The sequence below is a fragment of the Collinsella sp. CLA-ER-H7 genome (assembly GCF_040092345.1).
In the GTDB taxonomy this organism is placed as follows: Bacteria; Actinomycetota; Coriobacteriia; order Coriobacteriales; family Coriobacteriaceae; genus Collinsella.
Genome location: NZ_JBBNLT010000004.1, coordinates 109618 through 136051, shown reverse-complemented (window position 1 = coordinate 136051; position 26434 = coordinate 109618). Strand labels below are relative to the sequence as shown.

The window sequence follows — 26434 nt, the reverse complement described above, 5'->3', positions numbered from 1 at the left end:
GCCTCGGTTAATCGAATACCACCATGCAATACTATCGTATCCCCCGCCCCCTCATAAGTTGCGGTGGAATAGTTCCTGCTCAAAGCCTTCAGCAGCAAAAACAGGAACTATTCCACCGCAACTTATGAGGGGGACGGGTACGACATGCCGTTGGTATAAAAAGCAAAGGCCCGCGGACAGTTTGATAGGCAACTGTCCGCGGGCTTGCGGTGAGACACGCTTGTCTTATGCGTTTCTCGCCTAGATAAACAGGCTCAGGATCAGAACCATGATGAGGCCGACAACGGAGTTGACGAGCTCCAACAGGCCCCATGTCTTATAGGTATCCTTCATCGACAGGCCAAACGACTGCTGGAACAGCAGGTAGCCGCCGTCATACATAGGCGTGATGGTATTGGATGCGCAGGCGCAGACCAGTACTGCAAGCACCGGGTTGATGCCAAACTGCGTAACCATAGGTGCCACGACGCCGGCAGCGGTGATGGCCGAGACGGTACCCTGGCCGGTGAGCAGGCGCAGGACCACCGTGATCACCCAAGCCAAAATCAGCGGCGACACCGGCATGAGGCTCACCATGTCGGCAAGCGTCGCGCCAACGCCAGAAGTAATGATGACCTGCTTCATGATGCCGCCGGCACCGATAACGAGCAGCACGTTCGCGACGCCCTTGATAGCATCGGACATAGAGCTAGAAATCTCTCCGCCATCCATGCCGCGCGTATAACCATACGCAACCATGGCAAGAATCATCGTGATGAGCATAGTGATATCTGCGCTACCGATGCAGCTGGCAAGATCGTATGCAAAGCAACCCTCGCCCACCGTGTTCTTGATAATCGAAGCCCCAATCATGATGATTGCCGGGAACAGCGGCACCAGAATGGAAAGCCAGAACGGCGGAAGCTCGTCCGCGGGCCTGCGCTCCGCCGGCTTCATAACATTGCCAAGCGGCATGTCATCGAGACCGGGGATGAAATGGCACAGCAAAAGACTAGAGCAGATAAGTGTCGGAATCGTGACGATCAGACCAAAGATGTAGACCGGCGGAACCTCGGCACCAAAGGCACTCACCAGCGCCATAGGACCAGGCTGCGGCGGAAAAAGAGAATGGCCCATCGTGGTACCAGAAACAGCCGGGATAATCAGGCGCATATAGGGGATGTCGGCCTCTTTGGCGATGCTGATAACGAGCGGCGTAACGATAAGGAACGCCACCTCGTAGAACATGCTCATACCAAAGATAACGCCGATGATCAGAAGCGCAACAGGCAGCAGCTTAATACCGAGCTTGTCAACGATAGTGTCGGCAATCTGCTGCGAGGCACCCGAATCGGTCATCAGTTTTCCGATGGCTGCGCCAAAGATAATGATCAGCGCAAGCGACTTAAGCGTTCCGCCCAGTCCATCTTCCATGGTGGTGACAAGGTCGCCCACAGAGATGCCGTCGGCAAGGGCGATAAAAATGGCGGAAAGAATAAGCGCAATGATGCTGTTGATTTTAAACTTAACGATCATGGCGACCAGCAGGACTACGCCCACCAGCACCCAAAGGAGTGAAACAACTCCCGCATTCATAGATAAGCTCCTTTTTAACTGGCAATGAAGCCAAGTGCTTCTATTCGAAATAGCCGCTTTTACTCGCTTACAGGTTGGCGACAATTGCCTGGGCGATCTCGTCGTACTGAGCCGACTCGAGCGTGACGCGACCGGGGTTCATGGCAAACACGTCGCCAAACTCAAACGGGTCGTCCTTGTACTTGGGGACGATATGCACGTGCAGGTGATGCATGGTGTCGCCGTAGGCACCAAAGTTAATCTTGTCGGGATTGAACGCCTTGTGCAGCGCTGCCGCGACGTGGCGGACATCGGCCATAAAGGCGGCGGCGTCTTCCTCGGACATGCAGGAGATGTCATCGACGTGCTGCTTGGAGGCCACGATTACGCGGCCCTTATGACTCTGCTCCTTAAACAAGATGAGCTTGCTGGCAGGCAGGTCAAGCATGGGGATGCCAAAGGCATCGACGAGCGTGTTGTCGGTCCCGCACATGCAGTACGAGCAATCGGTATGCTGTTCCATGGTGATCCTTTCAATCTGGACAATGATGAATGCCGCTTTTGCGGCAGGTGTAACCCCTCGTTTACACCACCAGATAATGGACAGATACAACGCATGCGTAGTCGATACGAAATCGGTTTCGTATCGACTACCGCCATGATACAGCCAACGAGTTGTTACGATTAGGTGAACGTTCACTTTTTATTGTTTTTCTCTTTGCAAATAGAATCCCGTGCGTATACTAAGGCTCAAACGAAACCGATTTCGTCAAGCGTGAGCAATAGGATGCTAAGACGCACCCTACCATCTTGGCATCCTATTGCCCACGCAATGTCATTTGCTTTCCTCCCGTCTCGCTGGCCCTTCAGTCCCATTCCGGCACAGCGAGACACTTCCTAGACAACTGACCGTGGGGCCGGCTTTTCTGCTTTAACAGCAGTGCCTCCGATAACCCTCTTTTGCCGGTCCGGGTCAGTTTTTTCACACAACCGAAAGGACGGGTAGCAACATGCGACCGCTCATCATCATGAATGGCGAGAAGATCGATTGGTTCCATATCGTCATCGGGATGCTGATGTATCTGGTGGGCGTTGCAGTACTGGCACTCGGTATGAGTCTCCAGACGGCATCCGGCCTGGGCGTCGTCGCGCTCACGTGCTTTGCCACAACCCTATCCATGCTCAAGGGCAAGACGCTCGGCTTTTGGATCACCGCGGCCTACGTCGCCTACATCGTGGCGCAATTAGCCATCTTGCGAAGCGAGTTCCAGCCGCGCATCCTGCTCGAGCTGTGCTTCTCAACGCTCATCGGCGGCTTCACCGACTTCTTCACGGCGGTCAACCCGCTGCATCCCGCAGTACTCCCCATACAGGTTGAGACCATGCTGCTCTCCCTCGCTGTCACTGCATTTGGCGTAAGTCTCGTCGTCAACATGGGCGTTGTCCCCAACGCGCCCGACGGCCTGGTGCAGGTCATTGCCGAAAAGATTAAACGCCGCTTTGGCGACGTAAAAGTCGTGTTCGACTGCTCGCATGTCGCCGTGTCTCTCGTTCTGTCGCTCGCGCTCATGCACAACCTGGGCGGCTTTGGCGTGACCACCGCCATCTCGGCGCTGTTCTTGGGCCATGTCATCAACATCGCTAATAAGCTGTTCGCTCAGCGCTTTGTGCGCGCGGCATTCAGGAAATAGCACCACCGTAAGAACCCGCAAACAGCGCTATACGTTGCTATATCTCACTATACTTTGCTATATCTTGCTATACTTTGCTATATCTTGCTATACTTTGCTATATCTTGCTATATCTTGAGCAAAGGTGGCTCACATGCAAACAAACCCTTTTAAGCCCACAGCAGGTAAAACACCTCCCACGATTATCGGCCGCGAAGATGTACTTGAAGAATTCAGTGAAGGCCTCACCAACGGGCCTGGTGCCCCTGGGCGCCTAATGCGCATAGCCGGCGTCCGTGGAACGGGCAAGACGGTCCTCCTTGACGAGTGCTCACGTTTGGCGCAAAGCCGTGGCTGGACGGTCATAAAAGAGGTCGCAACCGAGGGACTTTGCCAGCGCATTCTCGAACAGCTGCAGCCCAAATTCCAGGCCAAACACGCCAGATTTGAGCCCACCGTAGCTGGCATATCCATCGGCAGCATAGATATTGAGCGAATCGGCCCATCGCTACGCGACGCCATGAGACAGACAATATCCAAGAATGAAAATGGCCTGCTCATCACTCTCGACGAGGTTCAAGACGCAGAGCTCGATGAGGTCCGAACGCTCTCCATTGCGATTCAGCAGGTTATCGGCGAAGACCTTGATATAGCCTTTGTTTTTGCGGGGCTGCCTTCGATGATTGAAAGCATCATCAACGGAAAGACACTTACGTTTTTGCGCCGTGCCCTCCCCTTTGACCTGAAGGCTGTGGCAGTAACCGAAGTGTCGTACTCCCTCGAGGAAACCATTGAAGCGTCTGGCATGGAGTTGCAGCCAGGTATTGCCGGCCAACTTGCCGAGGCAACGCAAGGTTATCCTTTCATGATCCAACTCGTTGGATACTACGCATGGCAGTTGGCAAGACGCGCACATACACCGATTATTGGAGAAGAAGAAGCCGAGCGCGGCATTGCAACGGCACGCGAACGCTTCTGTGCCATGGTGATTGAGCCCGCGCTACAGCGCATTCCGCCCACGTGCATCGCTTATCTGCTGAGCATGGCATCTTTGGGGCAGACGAGCTCGACCAGCATGGTTGCCGATGCCCTAAACAAAACGCCTCAACAGGTGAGTTCCGTCCGCAGCCGCCTGTTAAGAGAATCGATTATCGAGGCTCCCTCGTACGGCAAGGTCTCATTTGCCATCCCCTACATGCGCGACTACCTCTACGAGCACAAAGCCGAACTGGAAGTTGAACTGTAGAAACGGCAACTGCCCTGCAAGACGAAAACCGTTTTCGTACGGATTAAAGCAGACGTAAACGATTTTCGTCTTGATTTGCGTACGGAATTAAGACGTAAATTGCGCTTTCGTACGCTTATTACCAGACGCAAATTGTTTTCGTCCGGCCATGCGTCCCCAATCTAGACGAAAAGAGCCCCGAGCTCGTATTGAACTGCATCCCAATTCTTGGACGGGCGCCGATGCCCTGATCTCTGCCATGTCGAGGTGCGAGATCAAATCCTTGGCGCGCTCGCCGGAGTGGTATGCCTTGTTCGGCGCCACCTTCCTGTAGAGCTTCTTGAGCTTCGTCTTCCCCTTGTTGCCCGGCGGCATCTCCGTCTCAGGTGGCAGCCCTAGGAAGGACAGGACGCCGGGCAGGTCGCACAGCATCACGTCCTCGATGTCGGCCTTGGCCGCCAGGTCGACGACTCTCTGCGCTGTCGGCGAGATGTTCGGGGTGCTGCTACCGCCCGCTGGTTCGGAAGCTGGCGGGCAGTAGCGGGCAGTAGCGGCAGTAGCGGTGTGGCTCGATAGGCCCGAATATCCGTAAGGAAGGTGCTCGCTCTCATATGTGCTGATATGCCTCGCCTCTCGAACCTTGGGATGCTTCCTGAGGTAATCCCTCAATTCGAGCCACTCTTTATGCTCATAACGCTTCGAAATCGTTTCCCCGTCGACAGTTTCCTTCACATAATGGTATGTTCGAACGCCTTCGAACTTGCCGAACCCGTTCTCGACGCTGAAGTTTCTGAACCAGCGCGAAAACCCATTCAGGTCCATGAAGTTGACTTGGGGATGCCTGTCTTTCGTTCGTTCGAATGAGTGGACGAGCGGAGTGCCTTTGACTTGTTCCAGGCCGAAGGCTTCCATTTCGCGGGCCTGCTCCTTTTTCCAGAATTCGAGATACGACGTCAGCGTCTCGCTTATCGAGATCCTCCGCACGCTTTTCTTGCTTTTGGGCGAGCGAACGCTTCGATCGGCCGCGAACTGCTGCTCAATGAGGATGCTTCTGTTCTCGACGGAGACATCGGACCACGTCATCCCGAGGGCTTCTGCCCTTCTCATGTCGGTGTCGAGCATGAGCATCACGCATGTGATGTGCGCGTCCGGTTCTCGATTGAGTAGGATGTCGAGTAGGCGAGCGGCGTGATGGTTCCTTCGCGGTTGTCGTGGAACTTTTTTGCGTACGAGCCGACGGTGTCCCTCGATTTTTGGACGTAGGTGCCGCTGTTGAGTTCTGCCTTGTAGGCTTCGAGTGCGGCGTCGACCTCTCGGCTTTTGGTGGTATGTATGGTCTGCCACGGCGAATAGCGGTATTTGCCCGTGACCGGATCCTTGCCGAGGCTGTGACGGTAGCGCCACGTGTATTTGTCGCGGCGTTGCTTCGTTCCTTTGCCTATGACGAGAGGTCGGTCGTTCATCGTGTTCCTTGCCTGAAGTGCCTGAGAATCGCGCTCGGTTGCGCGGAATGGCGCAAAGGGCTGGGGCGGGTGGGCATTACCCTTGGTGGTGGGCCCTGCGTGGGGTCACACCCCAAGGGTAATGCTCCGCCTGACCGCTTTCAAGCTCGTTGTGGGTCGAATTTGGGTCGAATTATTCCGCGTACTTTTCTTTCGTAAATCTATGAAAACATCAAATGACCTGGAGTTATATTGACTTCAATTTGGGTCGAAATGTCTGAATGAAACAACGTCGTAGCGACCTCATAACCCGAAGGTCGGTGGTTCAAATCCGCCCCCCGCGACCATGAAACTTCAGGTCGGAAGCATAAAAGCTCCCGACCTTTTTCTTTGTCTAGGGGTTTCGGCATCTCTCGTTCTTTGGGTACCTCGAGGCGGGCAATCAGATAGATGCTTACGAGTATCATAGGGTCTTTTTACGTCGCGGTCGTGTCTCGTACTGGTGCGCCGCTCTTTGTGGGACGTGTCACTTTGCCATAGGTTGTCCGGCGGCGGGGCGCAGGTCGTTCCCCGTGGCGTCGCTCCTTTCGACGCTACGCTGCCTGGCTACTCGTTCCACTGGTGCTTTTTCATGTCGACGCAGCCGTTGTCTCGGAAGGCGACTCCTTCCTCCGTCAGTAGTGCTCGCTGGTCGGGGAAGTTTGGCGCGAGGCGTCCCGCGTGGTTGACGACGCGGTGGCAGGGATAATCGCCGTAGCGATCCGCCTCGCTCAGCACCGCTCCGACCAGGCGAGAGTTTTTCTCCCTGCCGATGAGGCGCGCTATCTGACCGTACGAGGCGACGCATCCCGCCGGAATCTCTGCCACGACGGAGAGAATCTCATAAACCAAATCTTCGTCCAGGACTTTTTCCATCATATCGCTCCCGTGTTCGCTTTTGCCTTCGGGGGCGCGGCGCCGATCACCCGTGCTGCGATTTTCGCAGCTCCCCTTACCGAAGCATCGAGGGAAAGCGCGTGCGTGTCAAGGTTGTCTGGTCCAGTTGCTGGCTCGATGCCTCGAGATGTTCGCCTCAAGTGCGACCTGCCCCTATTGGAAAAGGATGCCGAAGATGTATTTGGTGATGGCGGAGCGGCGGATGACCCCCACGAGTTTGCCCTCGTCATCAACCACAGGAAGCTTCTTGAACTTCTTCTTCGCCAGCAGCGCGGCGACGCGGGCGATGCTCTGCTCGGGACGGGCACACACTACCTGGCGCGTCGCGAAATCCATGACGCAGCGATCCTTCAGGTCTTCGATGCGCTGCTCAAGGCTCTGATCGTCGAAGTACAGCATGGACGCGTCGCCGCCCGTGAAGATGGTGTGAGCGCGATGCTGCGCGATGGCTCCCATGACATCGCCGTCGGAGATGAACCCGACCACCTGGTTGCGCTCATCGATTACGGGCATGCTGCTCACCTCGTTTTCGGCGAGCATGCGCACCACGTCGGAAATCGTGCAATCCTGCGTGCAGGTGAACGGCTCTTCAATCATGATGCTCGAAACGGGCGTCCCCTCGAGCTCGAGCGGGATGCGCTCGGACAGAATCTCGGACATCGCTTATGCCTCCTTCGTTTTCGGTGCGGTTTTCTTGGTGCGCACGCTGAATATGGCGCAGATAAGGGAAACGAGGCCGATTGCCGCGCACACCTTGTAAGCGACGCCCGCGCCCACGGCGGTGGCTACTTGGATGCCCGCATCGACGCCGGTCGACGCGGTGACGCTTGTCATGACCGTGACGATGAGCGCCGTGCACAAACCGCCGGCGACCTGGCGGCCGGTGTTCGCGATGGCGTTGCCGTGGGCGATCATGTCATTTTTCAAGGCATTGACACCCCATGTGTTCACCGGCATGTTCGCGAGCGACTGGCCGGCGGACTGCAGCATGCAGAACAGCGCAACCACCAAGATGGGCGTGTTTACCGTCGAAAGCGAGAGCAGGAACAGGGCGCCGGTCATGAGGGCCAGGCCGACGATCGAGATGGCACGCGGACCGAACTTGTCGAACACCACGCCGGAGATAGGGCTGATGATGATGCCCACCGCCGCGGCGGGAAGCATGGCCATGCCGGTTTCGAAGGCCGAAGCGCCAAGCGAGGTTTGCAGCAGCAACGGCAACAGCGTGTTGGTGACCAGGCAAGCGGCGTTGATGAGCGTGACGATGATGGCGGCCACGCGGAACTCGCGCGTCTTGAGCGTGCCCAGTTGAAGCAGCGGGTCCTCGATTTTGCCCTGGCGTACGACGAACAGCACCAAGCACACGACACCCGCGACGATCGAGCCGAGCACCACGGGGTTGCCCCAACCCATCGACGAGGCGCTCGAGAACCCGTAGAGAAGTCCGCCGAAGGCGATGGTGGAGAGGACGACCGAGGGCAGGTCGAGCTTGGGGTTCTTCAGCTCGCCCACGTTTTTCAGCATGAACACGCCCAGCACCAGCACGAGAATTGCGAGGGGGACGATGGCGCCGATCATGGTGCGCCAGCCGTACGTGTCGATCACCGCGCCGCCTACGACGGGGCCGACCGCGGGACCCGCCGACATGACGATGCCCGCCATGCCCATAGCCGTTCCTCGTTTCTCGACGGGGAACACCAGCATGGGAACCACCGAGACAAGCGGCATGAGCACGCCTGAGCCCGCCGCTTGCAACACGCGACCGATGATGAGGAACAGGAAATCAGGGGCTGCGGCGCACAGCAGCGTGCCCAGCGCGAACACCAGCGTCGCCCCGAAGAATAGCGCGCGGGTGCTGAACTTGTCGATAAGGAACGCCGAAACGGGGACCATGATGCCGCTCACCAGCGGGTATATGGACATGATCCACTGGGCAGTCGAGGCATCGATGGCGAAATCGGACATGATGACCGGCAGCGCAGGCGACATCACCGTTTGGTTCAGTAGCGCCAAGAAGGCACCCAGGACGACGACCGCGACGATGCGGATCTGGGTACCGGTAATGCGCCCATTGGCGGGCGCGACCGTACAATTATCAGACATAAGCTTCCTTCGTATCTATTCGATTCTTCGCCGAAGGCGCGCCGGCCCACGGGCGAAATAACATGCACGTGCTATGCGTGCATCAGATACGACAGGAAGAAAGCGGCTGCTCAGAGCGCACTTGGGGAACAACAGGAGAGGCCCCGTATACCAGGGGCCGCCGAATTGCGATGTATGCTTTGGTCAAATCCTTCATAGCGGGGAGGTATTCTAGCAGCCGTCTTCGCCCCTTTCAAGGGATGTAACCCAGACGTTGATTTTCTTCACCGAGGCGCCATCGTTGACGGGTGGCGTGCTTCTCTATCGCCACACCGCGGGGCGAGGGAACGCCGCGGCGAGCTTGTACATCGGCTATGTGTGCAGCTGCGAGCGTGTCGCCGGCGCGCGCTGGGCGCCAGTCCGATCCGGCCGACTCTTGCCGACGGTCGGTCGCCGTCCTCCTCCATCTCCGCCTGCTCTGTTTTTGCTCGGCTCCCTTGTCGTATCATGGACGGACGAGAATTGAGCGAAGGCGGTACGTATGAACATCCAGATATTCGGCACGAAGAAAAGCTTCGATACTAAGAAGGCGCAGCGCTATTTCAAGGAACGTCGTGTGAAGTTCCAGTTCATCGACTTGAAGGAAAAGGGGATGAGCAAAGGCGAGCTCGAAAGCGTGGCGCGCGCCGTCGGCGGGATCGACGCTGTGATCGATCCAAAGGCGAAAGATGCCGACACGGTTGCGCTCGTACAGTATCTTGCTGCCGACCAGAAGTTCGAAAAGGTGCTCGATAACCAGCAGATTCTTCGTGAGCCCATCGTTCGCAACGGCCGCCAGGCAACCGTTGGCTACGAGCCTGACGTGTGGAAGGGCTGGGAATAAAGCGGCTGGGAATAAAGTGAAGCGCCCACGCCCGTGGTTTTATCCACGGACGCGGGCGCTTGCGTAAGACGTCTCTTGTCGTTTGAGTGGAGCGCCCCGGCGGCGCTGAACAACGCGCCCCGGTGACGTGGCTCGGGGCTCTTTGTGCCGCACATCTATGAGAGGAGATATTTGATGCGCATGGGCGCTACTCCATGTAGCCACCCTGAATGGCGGAAACTGCATGCTCGGTAAAGAACTTGAGCGTGCCGGAGGTATAGCGATTAGCCTTGGGCTTCCAAGCGGCTCGGCGCTCGGCCAGGACGGCATCGATCTCGGCCGGCTCCATCTCCTTGCCGGCGATGCCCACGATGGACAGCGAGCGCTCGGGGATGTTGATCTGGATAAGGTCGCCCTCCTCGATCAGGGCAATCGGGCCGCCCACGGCAGCCTCGGGCGAAACGTGACCGATAGCCGGGCCCTTGGAGGCGCCGGAGAAGCGGCCATCGGTGATAAGGGCAATGCTCGCACCCAGCTCGGGATCGCTGGCGATAGCCTCGGTGGTGTAGAACATCTCGGGCATGCCGGAGCCCTTGGGACCCTCGTAGCGAATGATAACGGCGTCACCGGGCTTGACCTCGTGCGTCAGGACGGCGTGAATGGCATCCTCCTCGCAGTCGAACGGACGCGCCTTAAGCGTGGCCTGGAACATCTCGCGCGGAACAACCGTGTGCTTGACGACGGCGCCCTCGGGGGCAAGGTTGCCGTGGAGGATGGCGATGGAGCCGTCGGTACCAAAGGCCTGGTCAAACGGGCGAATGATGTCCTCGCGCTTGAGATTCCACTTCTCAAGGTAACGACCGCACTTCTCGTAGTAACCGTTGTTCTTGAGGTCCTCGAGGTTCTCGCCGAGAGTCTTGCCGGTGGCGGTCATAACGTCGAGGTGGAGCATCGACTTGATCTCCTCCATGATGCGCGGCACGCCGCCCGCATAGTAGAAGAACTGCGCCGGCCACTCGCCTGCGGGGCGAACGTTGAGCAGGTAGTGGGCGCCACGGTGCAGGCGATCGAAATCGTCGGCGGACATCTCGATGCCAAACTCGCGGGCGATCGCGGGAATGTGCAGCAGCGAGTTGGTGGAACCGGAGATGGCGCCGTGGACCATGATGAGATTCTCGAAGGACTCCTTGGTCACGATGTCGCGGGGGCACAGGTTGTGCTCGGAGAGCCACACGGACTGACGGCCAGCCTCGCGCGCAAACTCACGCAGATCGGAGCTGGTTGCGGGCAGCAGAGCCGTGCCGGGGAGCATAAGGCCCAGGGCCTCGGCGGTAACCTGCATGGTCGAGGCGGTACCCATAAAGGAGCAGGCGCCGCAGCTGGGGCATGCGTTGTGCTTGGCAAACTCGAGCTCCTCGCGGGAAATCTCGCCGCGCTCGTAGCGGGCAGAAATCGCACCGAGCTGCTCCAGGGTCAACAGGTCGGGGCCTGCATCCATGACACCGCCGGTAACGACGATGGAGGGGATGTTGATGCGGCCCATGGCCATAAGGTTCGCAGGCAGGCCCTTATCGCAGCTGGCGACAAAGACGCCGGCGTCGAACGGGGTGGCCTTGGCATGGATCTCGATCATGTTGGCGATCATGTCGCGGCTGGGCAGCGAGTAGTTAATGCCGTCGTGGCCCTGGGCCTCGCCGTCGCAGATATCGGTGCAGAAGTAACGGGCACCGTGACCGCCAGCCTCGGCAACGCCAGCACGGACCTCCTCGACCAACTCAAACAGACCGGCAGAACCCGGGTGCGAGTCGCCGAACGTCGACTCGATAATGACCTGCGGCTTGTCCAGATCCTCGATGGACCAGCCAGAGCCCAGACGCAGCGGGTCCATCTCGGGGCTGATGGTGCGAAACTTGCCGGAACGCGGCTGCAGCTTGGCAACCAGGTCGGCTGCCTCCTGCTGAATCTGTGCCTTGGTCTTCTCGTCCATGATGCTCTCCTCTTTTGATTTGAACGGTTGTACCAATCGTTGGTTAATGAATCAGGTGTTAATGGGTACCGAGCGATGCACTCGGCAAAAGATGCTTAGCTACGCGAACTAGGCGAAGAACGAAATCACCAGGGCGCAGGCAAGACCCGAAAGGCCGATGAGCGTCTCCATAATGGTCCAGGACTTGAGGGTGGTTTTCTCGTCAATCTCCAGGAACGAGGAGCACATCCAAAAACCGGCATCGTTGACGTGCGAGAGGGCCGTGGCACCGCCGCAGATAGCAAGACAGATAGCGGCACGCATGAGCACTGAGGCTCCGGCAACCGCAGGCATGGCGGCCATAATGCCCGATGCCATGGTCATAGCGACGATGGAGCTGCCGACAGAGGCACGCACCATGACGGCAATCAAAAAGGCAACGACCACCAAAGGCAGCGGTGAGGCCTCGAGCATAGGGCCGATAACCTGGCCCAGGCCGCAGTCCTGCAGCATCCAGCGGATCACACCGCCGCAGGCAATGACCAGCAAGATCATGCCGACGGGCTTAAGCGAACGGTCGAGCAGGGCCTTGAGCTCGGCGCCGGAGTAGCCGCGCCGCGCGCCCAGCAGATACATCGCGACGAGCGTGGCGAGCGTCAAAGCGACAAACGGCTTGCCCAGGAAGGCGAGAATCGAGGCGAGCTCGGCGGGCATGGGGATATAAGAGGACAACGTGCCCAGCAAAATCAGACAAAGCGGCGTGAGCACGATGGCGAGCACCATGCCAAAGGAAGGAAGCTCCTTTTCGTCGCTCGCACCCTCGGCAGAGGTAAAGTGCTCCGGAACATCGGTTAAAATGCGACCGCCCACGTTGCGGCCCCAGATGACGCCGGCAATTGCCATGGCGATGAAGGCGGTGGGGATACCGACGAGGATCATGGTGCCCAGGTCGACACCGAGCGTGCCGGCGACCAGAACCGACCCGGCCGATGGCGGCACAAACGCATAGCCAGCGGCAAGTCCCGCGAGCAGCGCGATGCCATAGTAGAGCGTCGACTTTTTGGTCTGCGATGCCACGCTAAATGCAAGCGGAATCAAAACGACCACGCCGGCCTCAAAGAACACCGTAGTGCCGATGACCAAACCGGTGATGCCCAGCGCCCAGCTGGAGTGGCCCTGGCCAAAGGTATCAATGAAGGTCTGGGCGATCTTCTTGGCGCCGCCGCTCTCCTCCAAAATCTGGCCAAACATCGATCCCAGGCCAATGAGCAGGGCGATGTTTTGCAGCGTGGTGCCCACGCCCTTGGTGACGGTGTCTGCCACCATGTCGAGCGGCATGCCGGCACCGATACCGATCACGAGCGCCGAGACCATCATCGACAGCACGGGGTGCAGCTTGAACTTGATGATGAGCGCAAGCAGCAGCGCGATGCCCACGATGGCGGCGATGACCAGCCTGGTGGGATCAGCCATAAACGTTGGGTCTGACATCTTTCCTCCAATTCATCAGACCTTTTGAATTCGGCTTAGACTATAGCGTGTTTTCAATAGGTCTGATGTTTCAAATTGAAATTTGTTCAAAATACATCTGATGTATTTCATGAACGGTCTGTTTTGACGGTAAACGGCTACTTACAGCTCCCCACTGTCTAGGCGAACCGCCGCGGCTTCTGTTGAATGAGTTAGAATAGCTCTGATGAATTCTTTTGATATGAGGTGAAGCGTGGCACGAGCCGATTCGGGACTCCCCGAGCAGATTTCCGAGAAAATCATTCAATTGATCTTGGATGAGCATCTTGAGCAAGGCGATCGCCTGCCCAAGGAGGCCGTGCTCGTCGAGCGCCTGGGCGCCGGCAGGAGCACGGTGCGCGAGGCCATGAAGCTGCTGCAGTCGCGCAACATCGTGCGCATTAAGCAGGGCTCGGGCACCTATGTGGCCTCGAACCCCGGCGTTGCCGACGACCCGCTGGGCTTTACCTTTATCGATGACAAGCAGCGTCTGGCGCGCGACCTACTCGAGGTGCGCTTTATGATCGAGCCGCAGATTGCACGCATGGCAGCCGAGCACGCAACCAACGACCAGGTCGTCTGTATCAAAGAGCTCTGCGACGAATCCGAGCGCCTGGCCGAGGCCGGTGAGGATTACTCCGCCGCCGACACCGCGTTCCACAATGCCATTGCCGAGAGCTCCGGAAACCTCGTCGTTCCCCGCCTAATGGGCGTGCTCAAGGCGTCTGTCCCCCTGTTTATTGACGTGACCGGCAAAAAGCTGGTTGAGGAGACCATCCGCACCCACCGTGGCGTGGCCGACGCCATCGCCGCGCGCAATCCCACCGCCGCGCACGACGCGATGTATCTGCACCTGGTGTATAACCGCAACATGATTGCAGAGGGCGCGCAGGCAAAAAGCGAGTAGAGGTCCGCACGGCAGGGGCTTTTCTGCCGTTCACCTTTTAAAAGTGAACGTTCACCTGATTTTAGGAAATAAGGGGTGCCTGTTGCGCCGCCTCTCCTATACTGAGCTTGTACTAAAAGTAAGATAAATATAGATGAACGTTTCTTTTGAAAGGATCGCTATGTCTGATCTTATGGACAGCTTCCGCCTGGATGGCAAGGTCGCGCTCGTGACCGGCGCCACCTACGGCATTGGCATGGCCATCGCCGAGGCGCTCGGAGAGGCCGGCGCCAAAATCGCCTTTAACGCCCGTCACGCCGACAAAGTCGCCGAGGCCGAGAAGCACTACCGTGAGCTGGGCTTTGACGCTCACGGCTATGTTGCCGACGTCACCGACGAGGCCGTCGTTGCCGAGCTCATCGCCAAGATCGAGGCCGACTTTGGCACCACACCCGATATCTTGGTCAACAACGCCGGCGTCATCCAGCGTACCCCGATGCTCAACATGAGCGCCGAGGACTTCCGCCGTGTCGTCGATATCGACCTCAACGCACCGTTTATCGTGTCAAAGGCCTGCCTGCCTGGCATGATCGCCAAGGGCCACGGCAAGATCATCAACATCTGCTCGATGATGAGCGAGCTGGGTCGCGAGACCATCGCCGGCTATGCCGCCGCTAAGGGCGGACTCAAGATGCTCACCAAGAACATCTGCTCGGAATTTGGCGAGGCCAATATCCAGTGCAACGGCATTGGGCCCGGCTACATCGCCACGCCGCAGACCGCACCGCTGCGCGAGAAGCAGCCCGATGGCAGCCGTCACCCGTTTGACCAGTTCATCATTGCCAAGACGCCAGCAGCCCGTTGGGGCACGCCCGAGGACCTGAAGGGCCCCGCCGTGTTCTTGGCTTCCGACGCGTCGAACTTCGTCAACGGCCACATCCTCTACGTCGACGGCGGAATCCTCGCATACATTGGAAAGCAGCCTCAATAAGCGTCGCCGCAACTGCCCATATCAGGTTTCATCCACTCGTTTTTCATTTGAGTTGCGGTGAGATAAGGATTGGTTTTGGCTTCTATCAGGCAAAACAGTCCGTATTTCACCGCAAGTTAGAAATAGAAAGGTAATTCGCAATGAAGATCGCTCTGATCAATGAGAACTCTCAGAACTCCAAGAACCCTATGATCGAGGCTGCCCTTAAGAAGGTTGTCGAGCCCATGGGGCACACCGTCTTTAACTATGGCATGTATGCCGACGCCGATTCCAAGCCCCTCACCTACGTGCAGAACGGCATCCTTGCCGCCGTGCTGCTGAACTCCGGCGCTGCCGACTACGTCGTGACCGGCTGCGGCACCGGCGAGGGCGCCATGCTCGCCTGTAACTCCTTCCCCGGCGTGCTGTGCGGCCACGTTGCCGACCCGCTCGACGCCTACACCTTTGCCCAGGTCAACGATGGCAACGCCGTTGCCATGCCCTTCGCCCTCAAGAACGGCTGGGGCCAGGAGCTCAACCTCGAGTACACCTTCGAGAAGCTCTTTGGCTTTGGTTCGGGCAACGGCTATCCTGCCGAGCGCGTTGAGCCCGAGCAGCGCAACAAGAAGATCCTCGACGGTGTGCGCGCTGTGACCATGCGTCCGCTCGTCGACGTCCTGGGCGAGATCGATCAGGACCTGGTGAAGGGCGCACTTGCCGGCGAGCACTTCCAGGAGTACTTCTTTGCCAACGCCACCGACGAGGCCATCATCGCCAAGGTCAAGGAGCTCCTGGGGCTCTAATCGCACGACCTATTGCAACTAACGCAAGCGACGGCCGTCCCACGTACGGGACGGCCGTCGCTTTTTGCTATTTACCGACTGACGCCGCGGAGACAGGTCCCCCATGCATCAAGGAGTTGACTAGAGCTCGCAGGCAACCTTGTAGCCATCGCCGATAGCGTCGCGGATGTTGCCGCACTTGTTGGCATCGCCCAGCACGTGGGTGGCAACGCCGGCAGCGGCAAGGTCGTCGGCCAGCTTGGTATTGGGACGATAGCCCATGGCAAGCACCAGCGTATCGGCATCGGCGATGGTGTGGACCTCGCCGTCCTTCTCGTAGCTAATGGCATCCTCGGTAATCTCGGTCACCTTGGCCTCGGTCAGCACGTGAACGCCCTTGGAGAGCATGCGCGTGATGAGCACCGCGCGACCGGCACCGCCCTCGTTGGCGGCGAGCGTCTTGGTCATCTCGATGACGGTGACATCGCGGTTGGCCGGCGACAGGTCGTTGACCAGCGGGGCCAGGTAGTCGGCCGTCTCGCAACCGACGGTGCCGCCGCCGACGATGACAATCTTCTTGCCCGGGAAAGCCTTGCCACCCAGCAGGTCGTCAGCTGTCATAACCTGCTTAAAGCCCTGCATAAAGGCCGGAGCGATGGGCTCGGCGCCATAAGCCAGGACAACTTCGTAACCCGCGTAGTCACGCTGAATGTCCTCGGCAGTAAGCTCGGTGCCAAATACGCACTTCACGCCGGCCTCGGCCAGGCGACGGTACTGATACTTGATCACGCGGGTGAGCTCCTGCTTTGCCGGCGGAACGGCCGCGATGCGCATCTCGCCGCCCGGTTCGTCCTGCTTGTCCACGAGCACCACGTTGTGGCCGCGCTTGGCGGCAATGTAGGCCGCCTCCATACCCGCAGGACCGGCACCCACAACCAGCACGTTCTTGACCTCGGCGGCAGGCTCGTAGCCAGCCTCGTCGCGCTCCACGTCCGGGTTGACAGTGCAGGAGATGCGCTTGCCAAACATAATGCCGTTCAGGCAGCGCAGGCAGCCGATGCAGGGGCGGATGTCGTCGGCGTTGCCGGCAGCGGCCTTATTGCAGAACTCGGCATCGCACAGATTGGCGCGGCCCATCATGCAGATGTCGGCAGCGCCGTCCTCGATCAGCTCCTCGGCGATCCAGGCCTCGTTGATACGTCCGACGGTGGCGACGGGAATGTTGACGTGCTTCTTGATCTCGCGCGAGCAGGCGGCATGCGAGGCTTGCTGCGTACCGGCGGCGGGAATCGCGGAGCCGCGCTTGATGGTGGTGCCGCCCGACACATGAATCATGTCGACGCCGGCCTTCTCCAGGCGACGCGAGACGTAGATCATGTCGTTGAGGGTCAGGCCGCCATCGGTGTACTCGTCGCCCGAGATACGGACGTCGATGATAAAGTCCTTGCCGCAGCGCTCGCGAATCTCAGCGATGACCTCGAGTAAGAAGCGCATGCGGGCGTCGAGCGAGCCGCCGTACTCATCGGTACGCTTGTTATAGAGCGGGGTCAAGAAACCGCCGAGCATGCCGTGGGCGTGCGCCGCATGGACCTCGACGCCATCGACACCGGCCTTCTGCATACGCACGGCAGCGTCGCCAAACTGATGCGTGAGCTCGTGAATCTCGTCGACCGTGATGGGGCGCGGTGCCTCGCGGGCGTAAGACGGGCCCACAAAGGACGGAGCGATCAGGCGAGGCGTGCCCGGAATGTTAAAGGCCATGTAGGCGGGGTGGAAGAGCTGCGGCATAATCTTGCAGCCGTACTCGTGGACGGCCGCGGCGAGCTTTTCCCAGCCGGGGATAAACGTGTCGTCGTAGCAGCACATGTCACCCGGCAGATAGGTATAGGTGGGCTCGACCGTCACGACCTCGGTGATGATCAGGCCCACGCCGCCCTTGGCGCGGGCACGGTAATGATCGACCAAATCGTCGGTCACATAGCCATGATCGGCCAGGTTGGTAGACACCGGCGGCATAAAGACGCGGTTCTTGACCTCGGTCGTACCGACCTTGATCGGGCTAAAGAGCATTGGATAGGCAGAGGACTCCATACAGGGTTCCTTTCATTTGAGCCGCTCGGCGGCAGTTGCTGACGTACCTATCGTACCAGCAACCGTGCAGCACCCGACCGCACGCGCTCCCCCAGTCTCTGCTCAACCCCCAAAAAGTTGCGGTGAAATACGGGGCAGCCGAGGCTTTTCACAGCCAAAACAGTCCGTATTTCACCGCAACTGATGGGTGGGATGGAGTTAGAGGCCCAGATAGGCAGTCATGCCTTCGACGGCGAGTTTGGCGCCGGCTACGGCGTGAACAACCGTCAGAGGGCCGTTGACCACGTCGCCGGCGGCAAAGACGCCAGGCACAGTGGTCATACCGTGCTCGTCGACCGAAAGCAGGCCACGATGGTCGGTCTCCAGGCCGCCCGTCGTAAGCACAAGCTTGTCTTTGGGCACCTGCGAAGCCGCAATCACAACCGTATCGGCAGACACATGGTCGAGCTCCTCCTCGTAGCCCACCACATTGTTGTCCTCGTCAAAGATAGCCGTCTCGAACACCGGACCGTTATCGTCGATGGCGCAGATCGCCTTGCCGCACACAATCTCGGCACCGTCAAGCTCGGTCAGCTCGACCTCGTCGTCGATGGCCGAGATATGGCGCGAGCGTGCATACACAGTGACCTTGCGAGCACCCGAACGCAGCGCCGTGCGGGCAACATCCATGGCCACATTGCCGGCACCGATGACCGCCACGTTCTGCCCGATCGCCACGCTCGAGGGATCGACCAGGTAATCGATGCCAAACAGCACGTTGCCGCGCGACTCGCCGGGAATGCCCAGTTTGCGAGCTCGCCAGGTACCGGTGCCAACAAAGACCGCATCGTAGCCGTCGCGCAGCAGGTCGTCGATATGCAGCGCGCCACCGATGGTGGTCGAGGGGCGCACGCGCACGCCAAGCGAGCACATCACATGACGGTACTTTTGCACGAGCGCACGGGGCAGGCGGAACTCGGGGATACCGTATTCCAGCACACCGCCGATCTCGGGGCGCTGTTCAAATACCGTGACGGCACAGCCCAGCTGGGCCATCTTAATGGCCACGGTAATACCGGCGGGACCGGAACCGACCACAGCAACCTGTTTGCCGCACGACGGCGCGGGCGTCCACTCCTTACGATCCAAATACGCTGTCGAGATATAGTTCTCGATGCTCGAGAAATGCACGGGTGTGCCCTTGCGGCCCTGGATGCAAGCACCCTCGCACTGGCCCGAATGGTTGCACACCACGGAGCAGACCGCGCTCATGGGATTGTTCTGGAACAGCAGCTCGCCCGCTTCTTCTAGACGACGCTGTTTGAACAGGTCGATGACCTGCGGAATAGGCGTCTGAACCGGGCAGCCCTTAATCTGACAGAACGCCCTTTTACAACCTAGGCAACGATTCGCCTCTTCGACAATGTGGATAGCCACGCAACTCCCCTTTTTAATGCAATCCAATGGGGGCGACGATAAAGACCCTTCACCGCCGCCCCCATACAGGTAATCTCAATCTGCCGACACGGCAAAAGCCAATGCTATAACTCGCGATGAGAAGCCCCGCAGCGAGCAGACATGTGCTCGAGTGTCGCCAGGCAGTCAGCCGCCGTCGCCGGTACGCTGTTCTCGACCACGCAGGGAATCCCAGGGCAGGCGGCAGCCGCCCAGGCCACTACGGGCTCAAAGTCATATCGTCCCGTCTCGCCCACGCCATGACACACCAGGCGCGAACCCGTACCGTCGCACCATCCGGCTCCGTCCTCGTTATCAACGATCTCAAAATCCTTGGCGTGCAGCACGCGGATCTTACTGCCGCATAAGTAGAGCATGCGCGCGGTGATTTCCTGCGCTTCGTCAACGACACTGGGGTGCAGCAGCGATACCGGGTCGTAGATCACGCCGAGCGACGGGCTCGAGACGCGCTCCAGCACCTCACGGCAGCGATCCGGAGTATTAACCGTCTCGTTCCAACCGGGCTCGATCAAAATTTGCCCGCCCACGGCCTCGGCCCGATCGCAGACGCGTGCAAGCCCGTCTGTAAACGCTTCGAGTGCCCCATCGGTCATGCGGTCGTCAGCAACGCGGTTCTGCGCATTGGGGCGACCGGTCTCGGTGCCAACCGGGCATCCGCCGAGCATCTGGGCAAAGTTCAGGCATGCCTCGTACTCGGCAATGTTATCCATGAGCTGTTGGCGATCGGGCGTCGCCAAATTCTTATAGCAGCCGAGCACGGCGACCGAAACGCCCGCCTCGTCGAGCACCGCACGCAAATGGTCGGCAAGCTCGCGGGTCAGGCCGCCTCGATCGATCCCCATCGATGCGTAGAGCACCTTGCTCGGCAGCTGAATGCACGAAAAGCCCAGCTCTCCCGCCATGCGGATGCGTTCCTCGACGGTCCCCTGCGGAAGGTCGTGCAAACGCACACCCGGAGTAATAGCCCCCACGTTATTCACATCCCTTATGAGCGTTGATGCCCGGGGTGTATCCGCCAAACGGGTCCTCGATAGAGCACACGCCCGAGGGAGCAAGCGGGTCATGCCTGCCGGCCAGTTTGTCGTGATGCATGGTCTCGATATAGGCAAGCACCAGCGGCGCCACGCCCTTCGCATCGTTTTTGACGATAGGCTCGCTCATGTAGTAACCAAACGTGCCCTCGCGGTGCGCGGTGTTTCCCAAGCCCGCGACCAGGCAGATGTTGTCGAGCGCCAGCTGCCCATCATGCTCGGACAGGCAGGTCTCGCAGATGCCGTCGAAGGCGCGACGGCCGTACTGGTAGTAACGCTCGCCCAGCACGCCCAGACGCACGCCCTTCATGATGGCATTGGCAAAGATGGCGCTGCCCGACTCCTCCAGGTAGTTGGGGGCGATATTGGGCAGGTTGATGACCTGGTGCCACATCCCGGTCTTCTCGTCCTGATACGGCAGCATGGCGTCGATCAGATCGTGGAACATCTTGCGAATCTCGTCCTTCTCGGCTGACATCGAAGGCGGCATAAGCTCCCAGGTGTCGATGAGCGCCATGGCAAACCAGCCCTCGGCGCGCAGCCAGAAGTTAGCCGAAAGACCGGTGACCGGGTCGCACCAGAACTGTTTGCGGCTCGCGTCGTAAGCGTGATAGTACAGACCGTTGAGGGGGTTGCGCATCAGGTCATGCACGACCTGGAACATATGGAAGCTGTCCGAGCAGGCACGACGGTTGTGGAAGCTCAGCTCGTACTGCATGTAGAACGGCTGGGCCATATACATGCCATCGAGCCAGATCTGGTTGGGATAGACGGCCTTGTGCCAAAACACGCCTTCTTGGGTGCGCGGCTGGGTCTCGAGCTGGCGGTAGATGGTGTCCATGGCGGCACGGTACTTGGGCTTGCCCACCAGGTCATACAGCTTGTAGAGGGTCTTGCCCGCATTGACGTTATCGAGGTTGTAATCCTGCGGGTTGTAATGCTTGATGGTACCGTCATCCTGGACAAAGAAATCGATGTAGTCATCGGCAAAGGTCAGGTAGCGCTGCTCACCCGTGATCTCGTACAGCTCGATGAGCGCCTTGATCATGCAGCCGTCGATATAGTTCCAGGTGTTCTCCTTGCCGGCGCGAATCTTTTCGATATTCCAAGCCGGCGCCTGCGGCGTAGAGGTTTCGATCAACTGCTCGATATAACGGTCCAGGATTTGATTGCAACCCATTGCTGTCCCCTCTGACATAAACGATAGGTGAACGTTACCCCTAGTGTAACGCGAACGGGGAATATAGGGTGAACGTTAACCCTATATTCCCCGCAAACGGCAGACTTTTAGCGGCAAACGGCGGTGAGACCCGCGGCGATGCGATGCGCCAGGCGCTCATAGCCGGCAGGACTGTAATGCAGACCGTCCGGCATATAGAGCTCGCGGTGCTCTGGCAAAAACGGGCTGATGCCACTTTGCGCATACAGGTCAATCACCGGAACGGAGTAGCGGTCACAGACCTCGAGCATCGCCTTTACGTAGGCGACCTGCGTCAACCCCAGGTGATTGAGCTCATCGCTTGCCGGGATATCCTTCTCGTGCTTACCGCTCGTCTTGCACGGCGTCATAAACACAAGCTTTGCCTGGGGCGAGCGTGCCGTGATGGTGCGGATCAGGTAATCGAGTGCACCATAGAACTCGTGCACATCGGTACTGCCCAACTCGCCAAGCGGCACGTTGCGGCTAAAGTCGTTGACGCCGCCAAAGACGATGTAGATATCGGCCGCATCGTCGATACCGTCCAGGCGCTCGACAAACGAATCGGTACGGTCGGCCTTGATGGCGATACGCGAACCCTTGATGCCAAAGTTCTCGATGGTTGCGCCGCCCAGTAGCGCGCCCAAGTGCGAGGTCCACGAAATGTCGTTGCCTCCCCCACTGCAGCCGTTATCGCCCCAGGTGGTCGAATCGCCAAAGCAGCAAATGGTCGATTCACTCAAACTCTTCGTTTCCATAATCTTCTCCTCATCCGCCCATCGACGGTCATACAGGAACGTACCGTTTATTCGCAGCATGCCGAGGGGCTATGCACGGGCGCATTCCGCAACGTGCGAATCGAGCCATTCGATATCCTCGGCAAGATGTGCCACGCCCAGATGGTGTTCACCCGGACACACCTCGTGCCGCAGGCCATCTCTGCGACCCAGCAACTTGTAGGCATCGCGCACGATCTCGAGCTGCTCGCCAACATTTTTCAGCCCGCGCGAACCGTTCAGATGATCCTCTTCGCAGCTCTGCACTAACAACGGGCGCGGTGCAATAAGCGAGGCAATATCGCCCATGTCGAGTAAGCGCCAAAGTCCGGGTGTGTAGTTGCAGCTGCAATTGCCATTGAGATGCAGCAGCGAATCGTCGACACCGTACAGATAGCCCGAGACAAACGCCTTGCGCACACGCGGGTCGAGTGCGGCCAGGTACAACGTCATGTAGCCGCCACCCGAAAAACCAAAGCAACCCAGGTCATCCATGGCAATGTCGCCGCGCGCCTCTAGGTAATCGATCAGACGCATGTTATCCCAGGCGTTGAGGCCCGCAACCGTAAGACCCAGCGGCTCGGCCATACGTGCTTGATTCAGACACGTACCGCGCAGGTAGCTGTTCTCGTCATCGCCCTGACCCTTCCAGTCACGACGGTATCCCCAACCGCGCGCATCAGGGCAGACGGTCACGTAACCCATGCGTGCCAAACGCAGACCGTAGTCGTAATTGAACTTACGCACGGCATCATCGACAGCCGGCACGCCCGCAACACCGGCTACGCTTGCAGCACCCGCTCCCTGATGACCATGCGGGCAGATATAACAGCGTTTGAGTCCCCGCTCATCAAGCTTAGGATGAGACGGCTCCAACAGGTAGAACGGCATCCAAACATCACGCTCGACCTGCAACATCGCATGGGTGCGCACGATGCCGCCGGCAACCCGCACGCGGCTGAGCTCACGAATCTCAATCGGGACGCGGTCCATAAGCGAAAGGCCCAAAACATCGTACAGACGAGTCCTGGTCGCAATCTTCCATGCCTCAAAATCTGCAGGAGTCTTGCCCGCAAATGCGGCGGAGCGCCCCTCGCGCTTCAGCCGGGCACGCAGCGCAGGCTCGTCTTCGCAGTACGTCTCGATGTGCACGGTGCGACCATTGGCAGATAGCCCAGCCGTCTCAACCGCATCACCGTCGCCGCCCTCGGGATCCCAGCCGTCCGCACCGGCAAGCACCTGTTCGCGGGCGTACCCGGCAGCAGCCATCACATCGAGTTCATTCGCCCACGGCACCCAGCCGGTAGCATCACCCGCCGGCCCATGCAGGATCGTGCCAGCATACTGCACGCAGTTGTGCGCCGCCGGCTTATTCCAATCCCACCAGCCTTCGCGCTTGATATGTCGCCCCAGCCAGCAATCGATCAGCACAGTTTGCGCCCATTCGCGCCAAGGGCGACCCAGGTAGACCGAATCCGGCGCCACGTCATCCGGAGCTGTAAACGAACAACCATGAAACACAAATCCGTACGGCTCGCCTTTAGGCGTGGAGGCTGCCGTTACATACCCGTTGACATCCATATCGCGGTTGAGCGAGCGAATCTCGCATCCCTCAAAGTAGGCACGCGCGCCGCCAAAGATAAAGTCGACATCGCCCTCGATCCGGCAACGTCGGAAATACTGGCGCCCCACCCGGCGCGGCGCATACTGTTTGGGTCCTATGAACCCACCAGGTTTGGCCTCATGCGGCGGCAGCGGACCCAAAAACAGCGTGTCTTGGTGTCCCTTAATGCAGCAGGCATCGACAACCAGACGGTCGCCATCAGCATACAGGGCAATCGCCTGACCGACCTCGCGCCCATCGCCCGCATCGTTTTCGATCGTGAGGTTTGCAAGCGTCACGTCATCGGCATCGACCAGCACCGTATACGTGCGGAAGGTGCCGAGCTTTCCGTCCTGGCCGCTGCCGTCCCCCGAGGGCATCTGCGCCGCAAGGCCGCCAACGATACGCACGCTGTCGGCCGTCTCTCCCTCAATCGTCACATGCGGGCGATGAATCTCGACCCGTTCGCGGTACTCACCCGGCTCGATATGGATTGTCACCGGCCGTCCGTCATTCGGACAGGATTCGTCAATTGCCTCCAAGGCCTTAGAGATACTGTGATATGCCCCCGCACGCTCGGGCGAAACCTCAAAAAATCGTCTCTCACTCATCATCAGTCACCGCGTCCTTTCGTCGTAGACCGTCTACGTTGCAGTTTCGGCATATAAAAAGTTCGCGCAATGGGTCGGGAAGGCCCTGCCCATCGCGCGCCGCGACATACCGAATTTAATTGTTTAGGAGCAAACGCCTACGCACGGATAACCTTGTCGACGTTCTGGAGCTGCAGTTCCTCGCCGTCCTGGCCCTCGATCACCACATTTTGCAGGTCGAGTACCTTGACGTTTTGCGCGATGATGCCCTGGCGCACCATGGGCTCAACGCCACAGGCCATGGCCGGAACAAAGGGCTCGGCATCCTCGGCAAAGGTCACGTGGACATCCTGGAACGTCAGGCGCGTTACTTTGCTCTCGGGCAGGCCCGTGATGTAGGCAGCGGCCGCGTGGCAGTTGGTGGCCTCGATATCGCAAAACGTCGTGGCACCAAAGCCGGGCGTGCGGTCGTCGACAGGCAGCGCCTCGCGAGACTGCACGTAATCGGTCTTGCCGTCCTTGTCACAGAAGTAGAAGGAGTTGACCACAAAGGGCGTGAGCACCTCGTCCATGCGAATGTGCTCAAAGGTAATGCCCTCGTTAACGGCGTCCTTGCCGCGACCGCGGCGGGTCTTGACGCGCAGGCCGCGGTCGGTGCGCTCAAAGAGGCACTTGCTCACGGTGAGGTCCTTGATGCCGCCGGCGGCCTCGGACCCCAAGACCACGGCGCCGTGGCCATCGTGCATGTAGCAGTGCGAGATCAACACGTCGTGCGTAGCGGGGCGAAGCTCGGGCTCAATGCCCAGCTTGCCGCTCTTGACGGCGATGCAGTCGTCACCCACTGAGAACTGACAACCAAGGATGCGGACAAAACCGCAGCTGTCGGGATCGAAGCCGTCGGTGTTGTGGGAGTTCTTGGGACCCTCGATGGACAGGCAGAGCGCATCGACGTGCTCGCACAGGATGGGGTGGATGTTCCACGCCGGGCTGTTGCGGACGGTGAAGCCGGCCAAGCTCACGTTCTCACACTCGGATAGGAAGATCATGCGCGGGCGGGCGACCTCGCGGCCCTCCTCCGGGCGAAAGATGTTCTTAAAGTCCTTGTTCCACCAGTTGTCCTCGGCAAAATCGGTCTGACCGTCGATCGCGCCGCGACCATAGATGCACACGTCGTGCACGCCCAGGCCCGTAAAGGTAGAGCAGTAGGTCGAGAAGCTCTCGCCCTCCCAGCGGCCCAGGGGCAGCATATCGGTGCCGGCATACCCGGCACCCTCGTTGCCCGTGACCGTACCGGGAATGTAGGCAAGCGCCGCACGATCGTGGCGGGCCAGCAGCACCGCTCCCTCGGCGAGCTCGATGTTGATATTGCTCTTAAGGAAGAGAGACTTGATGCGATAACTACCAGCGGGGATCAGCACGCGGCCACCCTTGGGGCAGGCCATGATGGCAGCCTGGATGTTGGTGGTGTCATCATGCTCGGCATCGCCCTTGGCGCCACAGTCGCGAACGTTGATGGTAAAAGGCTCAGCCGGCGTGGTGACACCTACGCTCAGCTCACGCTCGCCACAAACAAAACGAACCAGGTTGCGCTTGCCGGGGGTCAGGCCGTCGACATAGGTCTCGACCGTATTCGTGGTACCGGCGGGCTCGTCGTTGACAAAGATCTCCCACGTATCGGCACAGGTAAAGTAGCCGCCGTCGTCAAGCTCGATCACGGCCGCGCGGGCGTTGCGCCAGATAACGTTCGTCTCCATGGATTTCTCCCTCAAAAAGATGCTCTAAAGGCAAATTGTACGCTGTTGAAAA

At 59.1% G+C, this 26434-nt stretch carries 22 protein-coding genes; 6 read left to right on the top strand and 16 right to left on the bottom strand.

The genetic code is table 11. The features are described from left to right. Positions 1 to 240: 240 nt before the first annotated feature. A complete protein-coding gene (locus AAAX75_RS03860) occupies positions 241 to 1575 on the bottom strand; it encodes a gluconate:H+ symporter (RefSeq protein ID WP_349091160.1) in 1335 nt (444 codons plus the stop codon). 67 nt (positions 1576 to 1642) lie between these two features. Further along, entirely contained in the window at positions 1643 to 2077 is a 435-nt protein-coding gene (locus AAAX75_RS03855; RefSeq protein ID WP_196031456.1) for an HIT family protein, read from the bottom strand. 487 nt (positions 2078 to 2564) lie between these two features. Between AAAX75_RS03855 and AAAX75_RS03850 the strand changes: the two genes are divergently transcribed. Then, positions 2565 to 3245 (top strand): DUF6198 family protein, encoded by a 681-nt coding sequence (locus AAAX75_RS03850; protein WP_349091159.1) that lies wholly within the window; start codon positions 2565 to 2567, stop codon positions 3243 to 3245. A gap of 133 nt (positions 3246 to 3378) precedes the next feature. Further along, complete coding sequence (locus AAAX75_RS03845; protein WP_349091157.1) at positions 3379 to 4470, top strand: ATP-binding protein; 1092 nt, start codon at positions 3379 to 3381, stop codon at positions 4468 to 4470. Between the two features lie 87 nt (positions 4471 to 4557). Here the strand turns inward: AAAX75_RS03845 and AAAX75_RS03840 are convergent, their stop codons facing one another. The 5 genes from AAAX75_RS03840 to AAAX75_RS03820 form a co-directional block, all read right to left on the bottom strand. Beyond that, entirely contained in the window at positions 4558 to 5571 is a 1014-nt protein-coding gene (locus AAAX75_RS03840) for a hypothetical protein (RefSeq protein WP_263633761.1), read from the bottom strand. A gap of 5 nt (positions 5572 to 5576) precedes the next feature. Further along, on the bottom strand, positions 5577 to 5912 hold the full coding sequence (locus AAAX75_RS03835) for a hypothetical protein (RefSeq protein WP_006234743.1): 336 nt from the start codon (positions 5910 to 5912) through the stop codon (positions 5577 to 5579). A 585-nt stretch (positions 5913 to 6497) separates the two neighbouring features. After that, positions 6498 to 6809, bottom strand: coding sequence for an MGMT family protein (locus AAAX75_RS03830; protein WP_349091156.1), 312 nt, complete (start codon positions 6807 to 6809; stop codon positions 6498 to 6500). A 171-nt stretch (positions 6810 to 6980) separates the two neighbouring features. Beyond that, positions 6981 to 7487, bottom strand: coding sequence for a CBS domain-containing protein (locus AAAX75_RS03825; protein WP_006234745.1), 507 nt, complete (start codon positions 7485 to 7487; stop codon positions 6981 to 6983). Positions 7488 to 7490: 3 nt separating this feature from the next. Then, complete coding sequence (locus AAAX75_RS03820) at positions 7491 to 8930, bottom strand: MDR family MFS transporter (protein WP_349091154.1); 1440 nt, start codon at positions 8928 to 8930, stop codon at positions 7491 to 7493. 520 nt (positions 8931 to 9450) lie between these two features. Here AAAX75_RS03820 and AAAX75_RS03815 point away from each other — a divergent pair. After that, on the top strand, positions 9451 to 9792 hold the full coding sequence (locus tag AAAX75_RS03815; RefSeq protein ID WP_006234747.1) for an ArsC/Spx/MgsR family protein: 342 nt from the start codon (positions 9451 to 9453) through the stop codon (positions 9790 to 9792). Between the two features lie 187 nt (positions 9793 to 9979). On the opposite strand, the gene ilvD is transcribed toward AAAX75_RS03815, so the two are convergent. Both ilvD and AAAX75_RS03805 read right to left on the bottom strand, forming a co-directional pair. Beyond that, complete coding sequence (ilvD, locus tag AAAX75_RS03810) at positions 9980 to 11758, bottom strand: dihydroxy-acid dehydratase (RefSeq protein ID WP_349091153.1); 1779 nt, start codon at positions 11756 to 11758, stop codon at positions 9980 to 9982. 108 nt (positions 11759 to 11866) lie between these two features. Continuing rightward, complete coding sequence (locus AAAX75_RS03805) at positions 11867 to 13228, bottom strand: gluconate:H+ symporter (RefSeq protein WP_349091152.1); 1362 nt, start codon at positions 13226 to 13228, stop codon at positions 11867 to 11869. Positions 13229 to 13460: 232 nt separating this feature from the next. Here AAAX75_RS03805 and AAAX75_RS03800 point away from each other — a divergent pair, with 232 nt between their 5' ends. From AAAX75_RS03800 to AAAX75_RS03790, 3 genes are all read left to right on the top strand, one after another. Further along, positions 13461 to 14153: a FadR/GntR family transcriptional regulator gene (locus AAAX75_RS03800; protein ID WP_349091151.1), complete on the top strand. Its 693-nt coding sequence runs from the start codon at positions 13461 to 13463 to the stop codon at positions 14151 to 14153. 160 nt (positions 14154 to 14313) lie between these two features. Beyond that, complete coding sequence (locus AAAX75_RS03795) at positions 14314 to 15123, top strand: gluconate 5-dehydrogenase (RefSeq protein ID WP_349091150.1); 810 nt, start codon at positions 14314 to 14316, stop codon at positions 15121 to 15123. 140 nt (positions 15124 to 15263) lie between these two features. After that, positions 15264 to 15905, top strand: coding sequence for an RpiB/LacA/LacB family sugar-phosphate isomerase (locus AAAX75_RS03790; RefSeq protein ID WP_117563655.1), 642 nt, complete (start codon positions 15264 to 15266; stop codon positions 15903 to 15905). Positions 15906 to 16025: 120 nt separating this feature from the next. On the opposite strand, the gene AAAX75_RS03785 is transcribed toward AAAX75_RS03790, so the two are convergent. The 7 genes from AAAX75_RS03785 to AAAX75_RS03755 form a co-directional block, all read right to left on the bottom strand. After that, entirely contained in the window at positions 16026 to 17975 is a 1950-nt protein-coding gene (locus tag AAAX75_RS03785) for an NAD(P)/FAD-dependent oxidoreductase (protein WP_349091149.1), read from the bottom strand. Between the two features lie 198 nt (positions 17976 to 18173). After that, positions 18174 to 19391 (bottom strand): FAD-dependent oxidoreductase, encoded by a 1218-nt coding sequence (locus AAAX75_RS03780; RefSeq protein ID WP_349091148.1) that lies wholly within the window; start codon positions 19389 to 19391, stop codon positions 18174 to 18176. 104 nt (positions 19392 to 19495) lie between these two features. Continuing rightward, positions 19496 to 20401 (bottom strand): sugar phosphate isomerase/epimerase family protein, encoded by a 906-nt coding sequence (locus AAAX75_RS03775; RefSeq protein ID WP_349091147.1) that lies wholly within the window; start codon positions 20399 to 20401, stop codon positions 19496 to 19498. Between the two features lies 1 nt (position 20402). Further along, positions 20403 to 21641 (bottom strand): glycoside hydrolase family 88 protein, encoded by a 1239-nt coding sequence (locus AAAX75_RS03770; RefSeq protein ID WP_349091146.1) that lies wholly within the window; start codon positions 21639 to 21641, stop codon positions 20403 to 20405. Between the two features lie 107 nt (positions 21642 to 21748). Beyond that, the gene (locus AAAX75_RS03765) at positions 21749 to 22417 is read right to left on the bottom strand and encodes an SGNH/GDSL hydrolase family protein (protein WP_349091145.1); all 669 of its coding nucleotides are present in this window, start codon (positions 22415 to 22417) and stop codon (positions 21749 to 21751) included. Positions 22418 to 22486: 69 nt separating this feature from the next. Then, complete coding sequence (locus AAAX75_RS03760) at positions 22487 to 24649, bottom strand: pectinesterase family protein (RefSeq protein ID WP_349091144.1); 2163 nt, start codon at positions 24647 to 24649, stop codon at positions 22487 to 22489. A 137-nt stretch (positions 24650 to 24786) separates the two neighbouring features. Continuing rightward, a complete protein-coding gene (locus AAAX75_RS03755; protein WP_349091143.1) occupies positions 24787 to 26382 on the bottom strand; it encodes a glycoside hydrolase family 28 protein in 1596 nt (531 codons plus the stop codon). Positions 26383 to 26434: the final 52 nt, after the last annotated feature.

Coding starts and splice junctions, on each gene's coding strand:
- AAAX75_RS03845 (WP_349091157.1), top strand. CDS start 3,379: ATGCAAACAAACCCTTTTAAGCCCACAGCAGGTAAAACACCTCCCACG.
- AAAX75_RS03785 (WP_349091149.1), bottom strand. CDS start 17,975: ATGGAGTCCTCTGCCTATCCAATGCTCTTTAGCCCGATCAAGGTCGGT.
- AAAX75_RS03860 (WP_349091160.1), bottom strand. CDS start 1,575: ATGAATGCGGGAGTTGTTTCACTCCTTTGGGTGCTGGTGGGCGTAGTC.
- AAAX75_RS03760 (WP_349091144.1), bottom strand. CDS start 24,649: ATGAGTGAGAGACGATTTTTTGAGGTTTCGCCCGAGCGTGCGGGGGCA.
- AAAX75_RS03765 (WP_349091145.1), bottom strand. CDS start 22,417: ATGGAAACGAAGAGTTTGAGTGAATCGACCATTTGCTGCTTTGGCGAT.
- AAAX75_RS03825 (WP_006234745.1), bottom strand. CDS start 7,487: ATGTCCGAGATTCTGTCCGAGCGCATCCCGCTCGAGCTCGAGGGGACG.
- AAAX75_RS03830 (WP_349091156.1), bottom strand. CDS start 6,809: ATGATGGAAAAAGTCCTGGACGAAGATTTGGTTTATGAGATTCTCTCC.
- AAAX75_RS03755 (WP_349091143.1), bottom strand. CDS start 26,382: ATGGAGACGAACGTTATCTGGCGCAACGCCCGCGCGGCCGTGATCGAG.
- AAAX75_RS03850 (WP_349091159.1), top strand. CDS start 2,565: ATGCGACCGCTCATCATCATGAATGGCGAGAAGATCGATTGGTTCCAT.
- AAAX75_RS03795 (WP_349091150.1), top strand. CDS start 14,314: ATGTCTGATCTTATGGACAGCTTCCGCCTGGATGGCAAGGTCGCGCTC.
- AAAX75_RS03820 (WP_349091154.1), bottom strand. CDS start 8,930: ATGTCTGATAATTGTACGGTCGCGCCCGCCAATGGGCGCATTACCGGT.
- AAAX75_RS03835 (WP_006234743.1), bottom strand. CDS start 5,912: ATGAACGACCGACCTCTCGTCATAGGCAAAGGAACGAAGCAACGCCGC.
- AAAX75_RS03770 (WP_349091146.1), bottom strand. CDS start 21,641: ATGGGTTGCAATCAAATCCTGGACCGTTATATCGAGCAGTTGATCGAA.
- ilvD (WP_349091153.1), bottom strand. CDS start 11,758: ATGGACGAGAAGACCAAGGCACAGATTCAGCAGGAGGCAGCCGACCTG.
- AAAX75_RS03840 (WP_263633761.1), bottom strand. CDS start 5,571: ATGCTCGACACCGACATGAGAAGGGCAGAAGCCCTCGGGATGACGTGG.
- AAAX75_RS03805 (WP_349091152.1), bottom strand. CDS start 13,228: ATGTCAGACCCAACGTTTATGGCTGATCCCACCAGGCTGGTCATCGCC.
- AAAX75_RS03815 (WP_006234747.1), top strand. CDS start 9,451: ATGAACATCCAGATATTCGGCACGAAGAAAAGCTTCGATACTAAGAAG.
- AAAX75_RS03790 (WP_117563655.1), top strand. CDS start 15,264: ATGAAGATCGCTCTGATCAATGAGAACTCTCAGAACTCCAAGAACCCT.
- AAAX75_RS03855 (WP_196031456.1), bottom strand. CDS start 2,077: ATGGAACAGCATACCGATTGCTCGTACTGCATGTGCGGGACCGACAAC.